General features: G+C 68.0%; 16 protein-coding genes. 13 read left to right on the top strand and 3 right to left on the bottom strand.

Annotation, left to right across the window (positions count from 1 at the left end; genetic code table 11):
• Position 1: 1 nt before the first annotated feature.
• From ACGFNJ_RS36215 to ACGFNJ_RS36195, 5 genes are read left to right on the top strand one after another with little or no spacing between them, the layout of a single operon-like run.
• Positions 2-1066: an acyl-CoA dehydrogenase family protein gene (locus ACGFNJ_RS36215; protein ID WP_393459022.1), complete on the top strand. Its 1065-nt coding sequence runs from the start codon at positions 2-4 to the stop codon at positions 1064-1066.
• Positions 1051-2220: an acyl-CoA dehydrogenase family protein gene (locus ACGFNJ_RS36210; protein WP_393459019.1), complete on the top strand. Its 1170-nt coding sequence runs from the start codon at positions 1051-1053 to the stop codon at positions 2218-2220. The genes ACGFNJ_RS36215 and ACGFNJ_RS36210 overlap by 16 nt, the downstream gene beginning before the upstream one ends.
• Before the next feature lie 47 nt (positions 2221-2267).
• Positions 2268-3191, top strand: coding sequence for a bifunctional MaoC family dehydratase N-terminal/OB-fold nucleic acid binding domain-containing protein (locus tag ACGFNJ_RS36205; RefSeq protein WP_393459269.1), 924 nt, complete (start codon positions 2268-2270; stop codon positions 3189-3191).
• A complete protein-coding gene (locus tag ACGFNJ_RS36200) occupies positions 3188-3604 on the top strand; it encodes a MaoC family dehydratase (protein WP_393459016.1) in 417 nt (138 codons plus the stop codon). Before ACGFNJ_RS36205 ends, ACGFNJ_RS36200 begins: the two co-directional genes overlap by 4 nt.
• On the top strand, positions 3601-4779 hold the full coding sequence (locus ACGFNJ_RS36195; RefSeq protein ID WP_393459013.1) for a lipid-transfer protein: 1179 nt from the start codon (positions 3601-3603) through the stop codon (positions 4777-4779). Before ACGFNJ_RS36200 ends, ACGFNJ_RS36195 begins: the two co-directional genes overlap by 4 nt.
• 45 nt (positions 4780-4824) lie before the next feature.
• Here the strand turns inward: ACGFNJ_RS36195 and ACGFNJ_RS36190 are convergent, their stop codons facing one another.
• On the bottom strand, positions 4825-5976 hold the full coding sequence (locus ACGFNJ_RS36190; RefSeq protein ID WP_393459010.1) for an agmatine deiminase family protein: 1152 nt from the start codon (positions 5974-5976) through the stop codon (positions 4825-4827).
• A 120-nt stretch (positions 5977-6096) separates the two neighbouring features.
• Here ACGFNJ_RS36190 and ACGFNJ_RS36185 point away from each other — a divergent pair, with 120 nt between their 5' ends.
• Together ACGFNJ_RS36185 and ACGFNJ_RS36180 are read left to right on the top strand one after the other, a co-directional pair.
• Positions 6097-6672, top strand: a complete 576-nt coding sequence (locus ACGFNJ_RS36185) for a TetR/AcrR family transcriptional regulator (protein ID WP_393459007.1) — start codon at positions 6097-6099, stop codon at positions 6670-6672.
• Positions 6673-6750: 78 nt separating this feature from the next.
• Positions 6751-7194 carry an NUDIX domain-containing protein gene (locus ACGFNJ_RS36180; RefSeq protein ID WP_393459004.1) on the top strand — a complete coding sequence of 148 codons (444 nt, stop codon included), beginning with the start codon at positions 6751-6753 and terminating at the stop codon, positions 7192-7194.
• On the opposite strand, the gene ACGFNJ_RS36175 is transcribed toward ACGFNJ_RS36180, so the two are convergent.
• Positions 7191-7781 (bottom strand): TetR/AcrR family transcriptional regulator, encoded by a 591-nt coding sequence (locus tag ACGFNJ_RS36175; RefSeq protein WP_393459001.1) that lies wholly within the window; start codon positions 7779-7781, stop codon positions 7191-7193. The two genes, ACGFNJ_RS36180 and ACGFNJ_RS36175, sit on opposite strands and share 4 nt — an antisense overlap.
• A gap of 54 nt (positions 7782-7835) precedes the next feature.
• On the opposite strand from ACGFNJ_RS36175, the gene zapE reads away from it, so the two are divergent.
• The 6 genes from zapE to ACGFNJ_RS36145 all read left to right on the top strand — a co-directional run bounded on the left by zapE (position 7836) and on the right by ACGFNJ_RS36145 (position 13215).
• On the top strand, positions 7836-8825 hold the full coding sequence (zapE, locus tag ACGFNJ_RS36170) for a cell division protein ZapE (RefSeq protein ID WP_393458998.1): 990 nt from the start codon (positions 7836-7838) through the stop codon (positions 8823-8825).
• 180 nt (positions 8826-9005) lie between these two features.
• A complete protein-coding gene (locus ACGFNJ_RS36165; RefSeq protein ID WP_393458995.1) occupies positions 9006-9923 on the top strand; it encodes a DUF4129 domain-containing protein in 918 nt (305 codons plus the stop codon).
• Entirely contained in the window at positions 9920-10417 is a 498-nt protein-coding gene (locus ACGFNJ_RS36160) for a hypothetical protein (RefSeq protein WP_393458992.1), read from the top strand. The genes ACGFNJ_RS36165 and ACGFNJ_RS36160 overlap by 4 nt, the downstream gene beginning before the upstream one ends.
• A gap of 29 nt (positions 10418-10446) precedes the next feature.
• Positions 10447-11409: an AAA family ATPase gene (locus ACGFNJ_RS36155; protein WP_393458989.1), complete on the top strand. Its 963-nt coding sequence runs from the start codon at positions 10447-10449 to the stop codon at positions 11407-11409.
• A gap of 52 nt (positions 11410-11461) precedes the next feature.
• Entirely contained in the window at positions 11462-12736 is a 1275-nt protein-coding gene (locus tag ACGFNJ_RS36150) for a DUF58 domain-containing protein (protein WP_393458986.1), read from the top strand.
• Positions 12733-13215, top strand: a complete 483-nt coding sequence (locus ACGFNJ_RS36145; RefSeq protein WP_393458983.1) for a hypothetical protein — start codon at positions 12733-12735, stop codon at positions 13213-13215. The genes ACGFNJ_RS36150 and ACGFNJ_RS36145 overlap by 4 nt, the downstream gene beginning before the upstream one ends.
• Positions 13216-13257: 42 nt before the next feature.
• Here the strand turns inward: ACGFNJ_RS36145 and ACGFNJ_RS36140 are convergent, their stop codons facing one another.
• Positions 13258-14118 carry a MaoC/PaaZ C-terminal domain-containing protein gene (locus tag ACGFNJ_RS36140; protein WP_393458980.1) on the bottom strand — a complete coding sequence of 287 codons (861 nt, stop codon included), beginning with the start codon at positions 14116-14118 and terminating at the stop codon, positions 13258-13260.
• Positions 14119-14207 lie beyond the last annotated feature (89 nt).

The raw sequence follows: 14207 nt of genomic DNA, 5'->3' as shown, positions 1-14207 counted from the left end.
CGTGGACTTCACCAGGGACGAGGGCCAGGACGCGGTGGCCGAGGTCGTCGTGAGCTTGCTGGAGCGAGAACCGGCCCGCGATATCGCGTTGTGGCCGAGTCTGGTCGACAGTGGCCTGCTTTCGGTGGCATTACCGGAACGGTTCGGTGGCGACGGCATGGGCTTGCCCGAGGTGTCGGTGCTGCTCACCGAGCTGGCCACCGACGCGGTCGCGGTGCCTGCACTGGCGACCTTGGGTTTCGGTGTGCTTCCGCTGTTGTCGCTGCTGCCCGACGAGCTCGCCCAGCGGGTGTTCCCCGCGGTGGCCAAGGGCGCGGTGCTCACTGCGGCGCTCAACGAACAGGCCGCGCCGTTCGCGGTCAAGCCGGAGACGACCGCGGTGCTCGAGGGCGATGCGGTGCGGATCACCGGCCACAAGGTCGCGGTGCCGTATGCGGAGCAGGCCAGCTGGCTGGTGATACCGACCAACTCCGGTATCGCGCTGGTTGATTCGGGGGCGCCGGGGCTCACGCTCGCCCCGTCGCCGATCTCCGGCGGCATGCCGGAATACACCGTGCGACTAGATCAGGTGCGGATCCCGGCCGACCAGCTGCTGCCCGGCGGCCTCGCCGATCTGCACCGGCTCGCGCTCGCCTCGATCGGCGCCGTCGCGGACGGGCTGTTGAAGGGCGCCCTCGTGCTCACTGCCGAACACCTGCGTACCCGCCGCCAATTCGGCAGGCCGCTCGCCGAATTCCAGGCTGTCGCCCAGCAAGTCGCCGATCTGTATGTCGTCTCGCGCACCATGCACGTCGCCGCGGTGTCGGCGAGTTGGGCACTGGCACAGGACGATACGAGCCCGGCGCACCAGGCGCGGATCGACGACGATCTCGACGTGCTCGCCTACAGCGTGGCCGCTCAGCTGCCCGCCGCGATGCAGCGGTGCCATCACCTGCACGGCGGTCTCGGCGTCGACATCACCCACCCGATGCACCGCTACTTCTCACAAGCCAAGGACATCGCTCGCTGGCTCGGCGGCGCATCGTTCCGACTAGATCGATTGGGGGCCAGATGTTCATCGACCTGACCACCGAGCAACGCCGGCTGCGCGACGAATTGCGTTCGTACTTCGCCGATCTCGTCACTCCGGATGAGGAAGCCGCGATGCTGGTGAACCGGCACGGCGACGCCTACCGCGAGGTGGTGCGCCGGATGGGCCGGGACGGCTGGCTCGGCGTCGGCTGGCCGAAGGAGTACGGCGGGCAGGGTTTCGGCGCGCTGGAACAGCAGATCTTCTACAACGAGGCGGTGCGTGCCGATGTGCCGCTGCCGCTGGTCACCCTGTTGACGGTCGGCCCGACACTGCAGCAGTTCGGCACCGACGCGCAGAAGAAGAAGTTCCTGCCGGGCATCCTCACAGGCGATGTGCATTTCTCCATCGGCTACTCCGAACCGGAGGCGGGCACCGACCTCGCGTCGCTGCGCACGTCCGCGGTCCGCGACGGGGCGGGCGACTGGATCGTCAACGGGCAGAAGATCTTCACCACCGGCGCGCACGAGGCGGAATTCATCTGGCTGGCCTGCCGCACCGGCTCGGTCGAGTCGAGGCACCGCGGCATCAGCATCCTGATCGTGGACACCACCGATCCCGGCTTCTCGTGGACGCCGATCATCACCTGCGACGGCGCGCACCACACCAATGCCACCTATTTCGACGACGTCCGGGTGCCTGCGGACATGCTCGTCGGCGAGGAGAACAAGGGCTGGCGGCTGATCACCACCCAGCTCAACCACGAGCGGGTCGGCCTCGGGCCGTCCGGCAAGATCGAGCAGCTCTACGACCGGGTGCGGGACTGGGCGCAGCCGCGCGGCGTGCTCGGCGAGCTCGATGTGCGCCGCTCGCTCGGCCGGATCCACGCCATGGTTCGACTGAACGAGCTGTTGAACTGGCAGGTGGCTGCCACCGCCGACAGTGCGGCGAGCGACCCGATGGGCGTGATCGCCGACGCGTCGGCGACCAAGGTGTTCTCCACCGAATCCCTGCAGGAGGCGGGCAGGCTCGCCGAGGAGATCGTCGGGCGCTACGGCGATCCCGCCGAGCCGGGCACCGCGGAGCTGCTCACCTGGCTGGACCGGCGGACCAAACAGAACCTGGTGGTCACCTACGGCGGCGGCAGCAACGAGGTGATGCGCGAGCTGGTCGCTTCGGCCGGACTGCAGCTGCCTCGGGTGCCCAGATAGCTATCAAGACATCGCAAGTCGAGAAGGAGCCGCGCGTGCCGGAAACCATGAGTCCGGAAGCTGTTGTCGCCGAGGCCGAACGGATCAAGGCGGCCGGTGATTGTGCGCCGCGCCTCGCGCGCGACCCGGTGAACCAGCCGATGATCAACAACTGGGTCGAGGCGCTCGGCGACACCAATCCCATCTACGTCGACGCGGCGGCCGCCGTCGCCGCCGGGCATTCCGGCATCGTGGCGCCGCCAGCGATGGCGCAGGTGTGGACCATGTTCGGGCTCAACGGCGCCCGTCCGGCGGACGATCCGCTCGGTCTGGCCACCGACCTGTTCGACGCGGCGGGCTACACCTCGGTCGTCGCCACCGACTGCCAGCAGACCTATCACCGGTATGTGACTGTCGGCGAGCGGGTTTCGATCACCAGCAGGCTGTCCGATCTGCGCGGGCCCAAGCGCACCGCGTTGGGCGAGGGCTGGTTCATCACCTTCCAGACCAGCTGGCACGTCGGCGATGAGCTGGTCGCCGAAATGCTGTTCCGGCTACTGAAATTCGCGCCGGGCACCGGTGCGGCACCGGCGCCCACAGGCGACCGGGTCAAGCCGCTGGTCTCCTGGGACACCGAATTCTTCTGGGCGGGAACGAAAGCGGGCGAGCTGCGGATCCAGCAACTGCCGGACGGTTCGCTGCGGCATCCGCCGATCCCTGCTGTGTGGAAAGACAAATCGGAGCAGACCGACTACGTGGTCGCCTCGGGGCAGGGCACGGTTTTCAGTTACGTCGTACATCACGCGCCGAAAGTGCCTGGACGGCAACTGCCTTTCGTGGTCGCGCTGGTCGAATTGGCAGAGGGAGTGCGAATGCTCGGGGAGTTGCGCGGCGTCGAGCCCGCCGAGGTGCGGGTCGGCCTGCCGGTCCAGGTCGAGTTCGAGAAGCTCGACGACGATGCGACGTTGCCGGTCTGGCGGGTGATCGGATGACGACGACCGCCGAGCCGACCTCGGTGCGGGTCGGCACCGAGCTGCCGGAGCTGGTGATCTACGCCGATCCGACCTTCGTGATCAGTACCGCCTTGGCCACCAGGGACTTCCAGGATGTGCACCACGACAGGGACAAGGCCGTCGCCCGCGGTTCCAAGGACATCTTCGTCAACATCCTCACCGACACCGGGCTGGTGCAGCGGTTCGTCACCGACTGGGCCGGGCCGCGCGCGGTGGTGAAGTCCATCGCGCTGCGCCTGGGGGTTCCGCTGTATGCCGGCGACACGCTCACGCTCACCGGCACGGTCACCGCGCTCGACGGCGACGACATCCACATCGCCGTGGTCGGCAAGGACAGCCTCGGCGACCACATCACGGCGCAAGCCGTCATCGCCATCCGGAGGACCCGATGACCGAGCCGAGTATTTCGGGCCGCGCGGCCATCGCAGGCATCGGCGCCACCGACTTCTCCAAGGACTCCGGCCGCAGCGAATTGCGTTTGGCGGCAGAGGCGGTCAATGCCGCGCTGGCCGATGCGGGCCTGCGGCCCGAGGACGTGGACGGCCTGACCACCTTCACCATGGACACCAACACGCAGGCCGCCGTCGCCCGCGCCGTCGGCATCCCGCAGCTGAAGTTCTTCAGCAACATCCCGTTCGGCGGCGGTGCGGCGTGCGCGACCATCCAGCAGGCCGCCATGGCGGTGGCCACCGGCATCGCCGAGGTCGTTGTCGCCTATCGCGCCTTCAACGAGCGCTCGGTGTCGCGGTTCGGCCAGTTCTCGACCGCGCTGGCGAGCGCGCCGACCTCGTCGGGCATCGACGCGGGGTGGGCTTATCCGCAGGGTCTCGGCACACCAGCCGCCCAGGTGGCGATGGTGGCCAGGCGGTACATGCACGTATACGGCGCCACCAGTGCGGATTTCGGCCGCGTCGCGGTGGCCGACCGCAAGCATGCCGCGGTGAACCCGGCAGCCTTCTTCTACGGCAAGCCGATCACCCTGGAGGAGCACCAGAATTCGCGCTGGATCGCCGAGCCACTGCACCTGCTCGACTGCTGCCAGGAGTCCGACGGCGGTGTCGCCATCGTGGTCACCAGTGTCGAGCGGGCTCGCGACCTGCCGCAGCGGCCCGCCGTGATCGCCGCTGCCGCACAGGGTTCCGGCGCGGATCAGTACGTGATGACCAGCTACTACCGTGACGCCATGACGGGACTGCCCGAGATGGGTCTGGTCGGCGACCAGCTCTGGGCCCAAAGTGGTTTGCGCCCAGACGATATGCAGGCCGCGATCCTCTACGACCACTTCACCCCGTTCGTTCTCATGCAGCTGGAAGAACTCGGCTTCTGTGGCCGCGGCGAGGCGAAGGACTTTATCGCCGACGGTGCCATCGAGGTCGGCGGGAGGCTCCCGCTCAATACCCACGGCGGCCAGCTCGGTGAGGCGTATATCCACGGCATGAACGGCATTGCCGAGGCGGTGCGCCAGATACGCGGCACCTCGGTGAATCCGGTGGCGAACGTGGCGAACATCGTGGTCACCGCGGGCACGGGCGTGCCGACGTCAGGTCTTGTGCTCAGCGCCAACTGAATTCGGATGCCGGTGCGACCACGCTGTCGCACCGGCTCCGGCACGTCAGCGGGCTGGTTTGCCCGGCTGATCGTGGGTCGAGCAGTGGATGCCGCCACCGCCAGCGGCGATTTCGTCGATCGGCACCGCAACGATGTCACGGCCGGGCAGGTGATCGCGCAGGATGCCCCGCGCGCGATCATCGGCCTGCCGGTCACCGAACTGGGGCATGAACACCGCGCCGTTGGCGATGTAGAAGTTCGCATAGCTGGACACGAATTCGTCGCCTTCGCCGGTGATTCGGCCGGGATCAGGCTGCGGCAGGTCGATGACCTGCAGCTTGCGGCCCCTGGCGTCGGTGGCCTGCGCGAGCACCTGCCTGGCCTGATCGCTGGAGCGTGACCAGGAATCGGCGGGCGCACCGGGAAAGGCCTTGTCCAGCAGGACGACTCCCGGCGCCACATAGCGGACCAGGCAGTCGATGTGCGCGTCGGTGATGTCCTCGCCGCGCACGCCGTCGAACCACAGCACTTTCTCGATGCCGAGGGTCAGCTTCAGCTCGGCTTCGAGCTGGTCCCGGCTCTTGCCCGGGTTGCGGTTGTCGTTGACCAGCGAGCTCTCGGTGACGAGCAGGGTGCCCTCGCCGTCGGTCTCCAGCGCGCCGCCTTCCGCGGTGAACGGCGCTTGATGGCGGGGGATCTTGTAGTGCGCCAGCAGGTTCCGGCCGAGCGGACCGTCGTTGGGGTGCGGCTGCTTGTTGCCCCAGCCGTTGAAGTTCAGGTCGACGCCGACCACTCTGCCCGGCTGCTCGACGAACACCGGGACGGTGTCGCGCGCCCAGAGATCGTCCACTGCGAGCGGAACAACCTCGACGGCATTGCCGCAGGCCCGCTGGGCGGCGTCGGCCTGATCCGGCCTGGCCAGCATGACCACGTACTCGTACTCGGCGATATCGCGCGCCAGCCCGGCGATGTCCTTGCGGACGTCCTCCAGGTATTGCTTCCAGATCGACTGCTGCGCGGGCCATGACATGTAGGTGCGTACGTGGCTCTCCCATTCCGCGCCGAGCCGCCCGCCGACGACGGAGGGTTCTGGATCTCCGCTGCCGGGCAGTCCGGGGATGACGGGGGTCGGCGGATCCGATGGTCCGCATGCCGAGACACCCGCGGCGAGCAGGCCGGCCCCGGCGAAAACACTGAAGACGGAACGACGAGACATGTGGTTCTCCATGACGAGCTCCGATAGTCGGTGATCGGGTTGGTCGGTGTGCTGGCGATCGACTCGCCGGTAAATTCCTGACTGAAATTTCAGTCAGGAACACACGGTACCATTGATCGCATGTCTCGTCGTGATTCGATCCTGGAATCCGCCGCTCGCGTGGTTGCGCAGCGCGGTATCCGTGGCCTGCGCGTGGAGGAGCTCGCCGAAGCGGCAGGCGTCTCAACCTCGCTGATCTACTACCACTTCAAGGACCGCGCGGGCCTGCTCGCGCAGACGATGGATTTCATCAGCGCCAGGGCCGAGCGCTACACCGAATCCGAGATCGACGCGGCCGCCGACCCGGTCGGCCACCTCGAACAACTGCTGCTGCTCGAGCTCCAGGACCTGCCGCTGGTCATGGAGAACAGCACCGCGTGGGGTGAATCCCGCGCCACCGCCGTCTTCCAGCCCGAGCTGCGCGATCAGCTGCGCAGTGCCACCATCCGCTGGACCGACCATCTGCGCAGCCTGATCCGCAGCGCCCAGGATCGCGGCACGATCCCGGACACCGTCGCACCCGCCGATGCCGCCGAACGCCTCACCGCGCTGGTCGAGGGGCTGAGCATGCGTTGGCTCAGCGGCAGTCTGGAACTGGCCCGCGCCCGCGAATTACTGCGTGGCGCAATCCCTGTCGAACTCGGCATCCAGCCTTGAGCCGAGCTGTCGGTCGATGGATCCGGTAGCGCGCAGCGTAGTTTTGGAGCGGCACGCTTGCCGTACGGGAGGAGCCCCATGACCGCTCGGCACCTGATCGACGTCCACGTTCTGCTCATCCGCGACGGGCGCCTGCTGCTCAGCAAGCGCCGCAGCGACGACGTCTTCGACGGCCGCTGGCATCTACCCGCAGGCAAGCTGGAGGCGGGTGAGTCCGCGACGGCGGCCGCGGCCCGCGAGGCGGACGAGGAGATCGGCGTCTACATCGACCAGGCCGACCTGCGTCACATCCACACCGCGCACGTCGTCGGCTCGGGTCGCGAGCCGCGCCTCGGCCTGTTCTTCGAGGTGCGCCATTGGACCGGCGAGCCGACCAACCGCGAGCCGGACAAGTGTCACGAGCTGCGCTGGTTTCCGCTCGACGTGCTGCCCGACGACATCATCTCCTATCCCGCCGCAGGCATCCGTGCGCACTTCTCCGGCGCCACCTACAGCGAACATGGTTGGCACACGGCACATTAGGGCAACGCGCCCCGGAAAAACGTGGCAAGCGCGACGGTGAGCTGGCGAAGGCTGTCCTCGGTGCCAGGCGCGAGGTGTGCGCGGGCGCCGGCGAAGCGGTCGAAGACCGCGCCTTCGAGTACCGCGATGAAGTCGGCGGCGGTGCCGTCGGGATCGGCAACACCCAAGGCGTGGAACAGGTCTCGCGCACGGGCGGCGGAGAACAGACTGTTGGCGAGCCTGGTGTGCATATCGGCGTCGGAGAGCAAGTCCAGGATCAGCGCGTGCCGGGCGATCAGCTGGTTGCGCCGCTCGGCGAGCAGCCGATCGAGCCAGGCGGCGATGCCGCGCGCGATCGCCTCGGGCGCCAGCGGCCCGCTCGGCGCGAGCTGAGCGGCGGCGAAGTCGGTGCGGGAGCGGGCGGTGATGCGGTCGACGATGGCCTCGACGAGCGCGCGCTTGCTGCGGAAGTAGTACGAGGCGGATCCGGCGGGCAATGCCAGTGCGGTATCGAGAGCGCGGTGGGTCATGGCCCGAAGACCCTGGGTGGCAATCAGGTCGATCGCGGCGTCGACGATCAGCGTGCGTCGGTCGGTTGTGGACATCATCACCTTTCCTCGTCGAGCCTTGTCCTCTACAAATGTAGAGGACAAGGAGGCGTCATGGAAATCGGTGATGGAGTACCCGGCGCGGCGGTCGTCCTGGACGCGGACCAGGCGTCGGCGATGCGCCTGCTGCAGGAACTCGTCGATCGGCGCGGCAGGCCGGTCCGGCGGCATCGGGGGATCTACCTGCACGGCAGGCCGGGGCGGGGCAAGACCATGGTGATGAATCGGTTCTTCGCCGAGGTGTCCTCGGAACACAAGCGCCGCTTCCACTTCCACGAGTTCTATGCCCAGCTGAACCAGGCCGCGCACACGACGGGATCCATCGACAAGGCGGTCGACGCGCTGCTCGGCGACGCTCGGCTGATCTGCTTCGACGAATTCCACGTGCACGACATCGGCGACGCGATGCTGGTTGCGCGGCTGCTCGACACCCTGTTCGCCCGACACATCGTCCTGGTGGTGACCTCGAACTACCCGCCTGCGCAGCTGCTGCCCAATCCGCTGTTCCACGACCGCTTTCTGCCGACGATCGAGCGCATCACCGCGCACCTCGATGTGGTCTCGGTCGACGGCCCGCTGGACTACCGGACCCGCATCGACCATCAATCGGTCGCGCGCTCAACAGGTTTCGCCGCCGGTCGGTACGAGACCGGCGTTGCCTGTGGCGGCAATACCGGCTCGATCGAGGTGTCGGTCGGTGACCGGATGCTGCGCGCCCGTTCCGTCGACGGCGCCGCGATCACGTTCGAATTCGCCACGCTATGTGGCACACCGACTTCGGCGGCCGACTATGTCGAACTGGCGCACCGTTTTCGGCGGTGGACAATTTGCGATGTGCCACCGCTGCGCGAGGTGCCGCCCGACTGGGCGATGCGTTTGGTCAATGTGGTCGATGTGCTTTATGACGCCGATCTGGAGCTGCGCGTCGCTGCTCGGGTTCCGCTCGCGGAATTGGTCGACGACGTTCTCGGTGTGCCCGATATGGGGCGGCTCGCCAGTCGCCTTTGTGAACTGTCCCAATTCGCACCTGCTCGCGTCGGATAATGGTCCATCACCGAGACGAACTGCGCCGGAACAGCGCCAAACCTGGTTAAAGAGGATCAATTCCGAAGTATTCGATTCCATCCCGAGCGGACCGCTCGGCATGTAACTATGTGGCTGTTTTGGGCAGTACTCAGGTTTGGTGGTAATCGGTTGGTTGGGGCGCGAGCGCCGATATTTCGCGTGATCGTGCTGATCGCGCTACTCGCCGCTGCCGCGCTCACCCTGCACGGATACATCCCAGGAGTGACCGAATCTCGCGATGACCGCAGCGCGCCCTCGGCGCTGTCGGTGGCATTGATGCCGGTGCTGCTCACCGTCTCGATGGTCATCCTGATCGCCGGGGTGATAGCAAGTCAACATCGACTGCCCTTGGCCATGCCAGAACCCGACCGGGACGCCGGGCGCAAGCAGGGCCGCCTCGGCCGGGTCGGCCTGCTGATCCTTGCTGGACTCGCGGTGCTCGCGTTGATTGCCGCGGCCGCATCGGCGGTGTACTTCGTCGGGGTCGGCCCCGAAAACACGCCGCGGCCACCGGCGGCGAGCCCGGCCAGCGGTCAGCCGCCGCCGGACCAATTCACCTATGAGGCAACGGACCCCGATAGCGCGACCGCGAGGGAGATGACCGGCACCGCGCTGCTGTTGACCGCCATCGCCGCGTTCACGCTCGTCGCCATCGCCTTCGCGGGTCTCGTCACGGTCGCGGTGGCCGCACGACGCAGTCCTGCGCCCGCACCGCCGCCGCTGGTCGCCGTGCCGCCGACCGTGGTCGACTCGCTGGCCAGGGCAGCCGAAATGGGCTTGGCCGCAATGAATGTGCCAGGACAAGACCCGCGCACCGCGATCATCGCCTGCTATGTGGCGATGGAACGCGGCCTCGCCTTCGATCGTGCGGCCGCGCCGCTGATCTCGGACACCCCGATGGAGGTGCTCGCCCGCGCCTTCGAACGCGGCGCGCTGCACGACGCGTCGGCGCGAGAGTTGGTCGCGCTGTTCGAGGAGGCCAGGTTCAGCCCGCACGCGATGCTGGAATGGCAGCGGATGCGGGCCGAACAACTGCTGCGCATCGTGCTCGCCGACTTGCAAGGGGAGGCAGCGTGAACCGAACAGCCATCGTGGTCACCGCCGCGTTCGCGATCGTGCTGATCGAGCTGGTGACCTTCGAACGAGCGCGCGGGGTCATGCTTTTCGCCGCCGCGGTCCCGGTCGCACTGGCACTGGGTTGTCTGCTCTGGTCGCTGCTGGAGCGCTCGGAGCCGCGGGTGCACGACGAGATCGACGAGATCGAGAACGGTCCCGCCGAGATGCTGCGCCGCTGGCACGCCAGGGCGCAGATGCTGGCCGATCGGGCCGAGGGCACCCGCGCCGATTGGGATCGGCACCTCCGCCCGTTGCTGGCAAAGGAGTTCGAGCTGTCCAGCGGGCAGCGAGTCACCAAGAACCGCCGAGCGACCGAGCTCGCCGGGATCCACCTGTTCGGGCCGGAGCTGTGGCGGTGGGTGGATCCGGCCAACTCGGCATTGCGTGATCAGACCACTAGGGCACCGGGCCGGGCGGCACTGGACGAGATCCTGAGCCGCCTGCAGAGAATGTGAAATGGGTTGAGGCAAGTGCGGGTACACAGATGACGATGCCGATGGACGCCACGGTCCAGCGCAGCGAGGCCGTGCTCAGGGAGCTGTCCCGGGTCGTGGTCGGCAAGCGCGACGAAATGCAGTTGATCATGATCGCGGTGCTGGCAGGCGGTCACGTGCTGATCGAGGACCTGCCCGGCCTCGGCAAGACGTTGATCGCCAGGTCGTTCGCCGGGGCGCTCGGATTGCAGTTCACCAGGGTGCAATTCACGCCCGACCTACTACCCGCGGACCTGCTCGGGTCGACCATCTACGACATGACCTCGGGCCGGTTCACCTTCCGGCGCGGGCCGGTGTTCACGAATGTGCTGCTCGCCGACGAGATCAACCGCACGCCGCCGAAAACGCAAGCCGCGCTGCTCGAGTCGATGGCGGAGGGACAGGTCAGCATCGACGGCGAGACCTTCCCGCTGCCACAGCCTTTCATCGTGCTCGCGACCGACAACCCGATCGAGTACGAGGGCACCTACCCGCTGCCGGAAGCGCAACTCGACCGGTTCGCGATCCAGCTCAGGCTCGGCTATCTGTCCGAACAGGACGAGGCACAGATGATTCGGCGCAGGCTGGAGCGCGGATCGACGCAGCCGCAGATCAACCAGGTGGTCGACGCGAACGGGCTGCTCGAGATGCGGCAGTCGGTCGAATACGTCACCGTGCACCCGGACGTGGTGAGTTACGTGGTCGCGCTCGCCTCGGCCACGAGGGCGCACCCGCAGGTGGAGGTCGGCGCAAGCCCACGCGCGGAACTGGATCTGGTGCAGATGTCGCGGGCCCGCGCGCTGCTGCTCGGTCGCGACTTCGTGGTCCCCGAAGACGTCAAGGCGCTGGCGATTCCGGCCATGGCGCATCGGATCACGCTGCGGCCGGAGATGTGGGTGCGCCGGATCCGCGGCGAGGACGTGATCACCGAGCTGTTGCGCCGTCTCCCGGTTCCGCGCGCAACCGTGACATGAGTGGTGAGCGAGTCATGTACCGGCGCGCTATGCCCATGACGGAGGCGCAGTCATGAGGCATCGCGACTCGAGCACCGCGGTCGAGGCCGAATTGCGGTGGCGTCCTGCACCGTTGGTCTTCATGCTCGCGGCGTGTGCCGCAGTGGCGCTGCTGCTCGCGGTGGTGCTCGGCCGCTGGCAGTTGGTGGTGTTCGCCGCGCCGCTACTCGGTGTGCTCGCCACTGCCCCGTGGCAGCTGTCCGCCACCAGGATTCAGATCGACGGCGGTGGCACGCTGCGGTGTTTCGAGACCGAGGAGGTTGTGCTCACCGTCGCCGCCTTCGTCGAGCAGGGACACGCGCTGCTGCGCCTGAAGCCGGAAAAGGTGGACGCGCTGGGGGTCACGGTCGAACAGGCCAGCGATTCCGGTGCCGCGCCCGCTGGTCTGCGGCTGGCGCTCACGGCCGACCGGTGGGGCCGCTATCCGGTGTCGGTGCGGGTCTCCGCACTGAGTCCGGCGGGTCTCGCGGTGGCCAACGCGGTGCTGCCCGCGGGCCAGCTGTACGTCTACCCGATCACCGATCCGCAGCGAATGCGGTTGCCGCGCACCGAGCTTCCCGAGCGGCTCGGCACCCATCTCACCCGCAGGCACGGGCCCGGCGTCGAGTACGCCGACATTCGTGCCTACGCGCCGGGGGACCAGCTGCGCATCGTGAACTGGCCGGTGAGCGCCCGGCGCGGCAGGCTCTATGTCACCGAGCGGCTGACCAATCGGTCGGCGGATGTCGTTGTGCTGGTGGATACTTCGCAGCAAGCGCCGGGCCCAGCCACCGATTCGCTCGAGCTTTCCGTGCGGGGCGCGGCGCAGGTGGTGCAGTCGACATTGCAGGCCGGTGACCGCACCGCCGTCGTCTGCCTCGGCCAGGCGCCGCGCTGGCTGCGGCCGGATATCGGGCGCCGCCAGTTCTATCGGATCGTCGACACGGTGCTAGATGTCGGCGGCGAATACATCCCGACCACCGGCACCTTGGCGCCGCACTCCGCCGTGCCGCTCGGTGCGATCGTGGTCGCCTTCTCCACGCTGCTCGACACCCAGTTCGCGCTCGCGTTGATCGACCTGCGCAAGCGCGGGCACGTCGTGGTCGTTGTCGATGTCTTGCGCGGCACCCCGTTTCGTGACCACCTCGACCCGACGCTGGCTCGGATGTGGTCGCTGGAACGGGCCTCGATGTATCGCGACATGGGCACCGTCGGTGTCGACATCGTGGCCTGGCCGCAGGACACCCGGCTCGATCAGACCATGCGGATGCTGCCCGAGCACCGCAGGACCGTGCGGGTGCGTCGATGACCCGATTCCTCGCCGTCCTCTCGGGTGTCCTGCTGGTGACCGCCGTTGCGCTGCTCGAACCGGTCGCCGCGGCTCCCGCGTTGCTCCTGGTCGCGCTCGGCTGGTGGTTCCGGGCGGTCGCGGTGTTCGCCGTGCTGCTCGCGATCGGGGTGCTCGCCGTCGCGCACCCCGGTGTACTCGCTTCTGCGGCAACAGGGTTGGTGGCCACCGCCTATCTGCTGAATGCCGCCACCGTCACCGCGCCGAAGGGGGTGGTGCCGACGACGGTGCCCTCCGTTGCGGGCGCGGTCGGGTTCTCGGCCGTCGCGATCGGCGCGGCGTTGCTGCCGCTGCGGCTTGCTTGGGCGCCGGTGGTTGCTCCGCTGTTGGTGATCGCGTTGTACGCCTTGGTGGTTCATGGCGCTGCGGTGCGCCGCCTCCGCGCCGAATCACCCAAGCCTGGTGGTGGAGTGCCCAAGACTGAGCCGCACGCCCGCTGATCTGCCGCACCGATCGAGCGCGGCAGACCAATCGCCGAAACGTCAGGCGAAGCGCAGGACTACATCCCCGAGTACCGGCGCGTCGTCACGCTCGACCACCGTTGCGGCGATGACCAATTCGTTGTCCTGCCGCCAGATCCGGGTGCGAATCGTCTCGCCCGGGTACAGCACGCCGGCGAACCTGGCGCGGAATCCGGTGACCCTGGCCGCCGCTGACCCGAGCACCGTGTCGGTGGCCGTCTTGCAGACGATGCCGTAGGTGCACAGCCCATGCAGGATCGGCGCGGGAAACCCGGCGGCACGGGCGAATTCGGGATCCGAGTGCAGCGGATTGCGGTCGCCGCACATGCGGTAGAGCAGCGCCTGCTGTGGCAGCGTCGGCGCGCTCACCTCGAAATCCGGTGCGCGATCCGGCAGTTCCGACTTGGTGCTCGGCCCACGCTCGCCGCCGAAGCCGCCCTCGCCGCGCGCGAAGATCGAGGACCGCGTAGTCCACAGCGGTGCGCCGTCGGAGCCGATGACGGTCTGCTCCTGCACCACCACCGCCGCGGAACCCTTGTCCCACAGCTCGGTGATGCGTCCGGTGCTCGTCGCCTTGCCGCCCGCCGGAATCGGGCGATGCACCTCGACCTCCTGATGGCCGTGCACGACCTTCGCCAGGTCGATCTCGATGCCGGGGAAGCTGACCCGCGGCGGCTCGGTCTCGTGCAGGGTCGGGGCAACGGTCGCGAACGTCGGCAACACCTGCGGGTCACGATCGTCGAGATAGCGCAGCTCGGCCGGGTCTGTCGAGCGGGCGCCCGCACCAAGCCCGAGCTGGTACAGCTGCACATCCGACGGCGTCCAGCTGAACTCCCGGCCTGGCAGTTCCGCGCCGAGCGCGACTTTCGGATCGATGGGCATCGGAAACTCCTTCGAATGGGGCCGTCGGTCCGTCGGATCCGGCGGCAGGCGCCGGATCGATCGTGCGACGGAAGTGGTCCGTGGGCAAG

Source organism: Nocardia sp. NPDC049149, assembly GCF_043197455.1.
GTDB lineage: Bacteria > Actinomycetota > Actinomycetes > Mycobacteriales > Mycobacteriaceae > Nocardia.
Note: the sequence above shows the minus strand (reverse complement) of the source record. Positions and strands in the feature narration are given on the sequence as shown.

What these genes read in the sequence shown, in the direction of transcription:
- ACGFNJ_RS36210 (WP_393459019.1), top strand. Translation starts at nt 1,051, where the DNA reads ATGTTCATCGACCTGACCACCGAGCAACGCCGGCTGCGCGACGAATTG.
- ACGFNJ_RS36205 (WP_393459269.1), top strand. Translation starts at nt 2,268, where the DNA reads ATGAGTCCGGAAGCTGTTGTCGCCGAGGCCGAACGGATCAAGGCGGCC.
- ACGFNJ_RS36200 (WP_393459016.1), top strand. Translation starts at nt 3,188, where the DNA reads ATGACGACGACCGCCGAGCCGACCTCGGTGCGGGTCGGCACCGAGCTG.
- ACGFNJ_RS36195 (WP_393459013.1), top strand. Translation starts at nt 3,601, where the DNA reads ATGACCGAGCCGAGTATTTCGGGCCGCGCGGCCATCGCAGGCATCGGC.
- ACGFNJ_RS36190 (WP_393459010.1), bottom strand. Translation starts at nt 5,976, where the DNA reads ATGTCTCGTCGTTCCGTCTTCAGTGTTTTCGCCGGGGCCGGCCTGCTC.
- ACGFNJ_RS36185 (WP_393459007.1), top strand. Translation starts at nt 6,097, where the DNA reads ATGTCTCGTCGTGATTCGATCCTGGAATCCGCCGCTCGCGTGGTTGCG.
- ACGFNJ_RS36180 (WP_393459004.1), top strand. Translation starts at nt 6,751, where the DNA reads ATGACCGCTCGGCACCTGATCGACGTCCACGTTCTGCTCATCCGCGAC.
- ACGFNJ_RS36175 (WP_393459001.1), bottom strand. Translation starts at nt 7,781, where the DNA reads ATGATGTCCACAACCGACCGACGCACGCTGATCGTCGACGCCGCGATC.
- zapE (WP_393458998.1), top strand. Translation starts at nt 7,836, where the DNA reads ATGGAAATCGGTGATGGAGTACCCGGCGCGGCGGTCGTCCTGGACGCG.
- ACGFNJ_RS36155 (WP_393458989.1), top strand. Translation starts at nt 10,447, where the DNA reads ATGACGATGCCGATGGACGCCACGGTCCAGCGCAGCGAGGCCGTGCTC.
- ACGFNJ_RS36150 (WP_393458986.1), top strand. Translation starts at nt 11,462, where the DNA reads ATGAGGCATCGCGACTCGAGCACCGCGGTCGAGGCCGAATTGCGGTGG.
- ACGFNJ_RS36145 (WP_393458983.1), top strand. Translation starts at nt 12,733, where the DNA reads ATGACCCGATTCCTCGCCGTCCTCTCGGGTGTCCTGCTGGTGACCGCC.
- ACGFNJ_RS36140 (WP_393458980.1), bottom strand. Translation starts at nt 14,118, where the DNA reads ATGCCCATCGATCCGAAAGTCGCGCTCGGCGCGGAACTGCCAGGCCGG.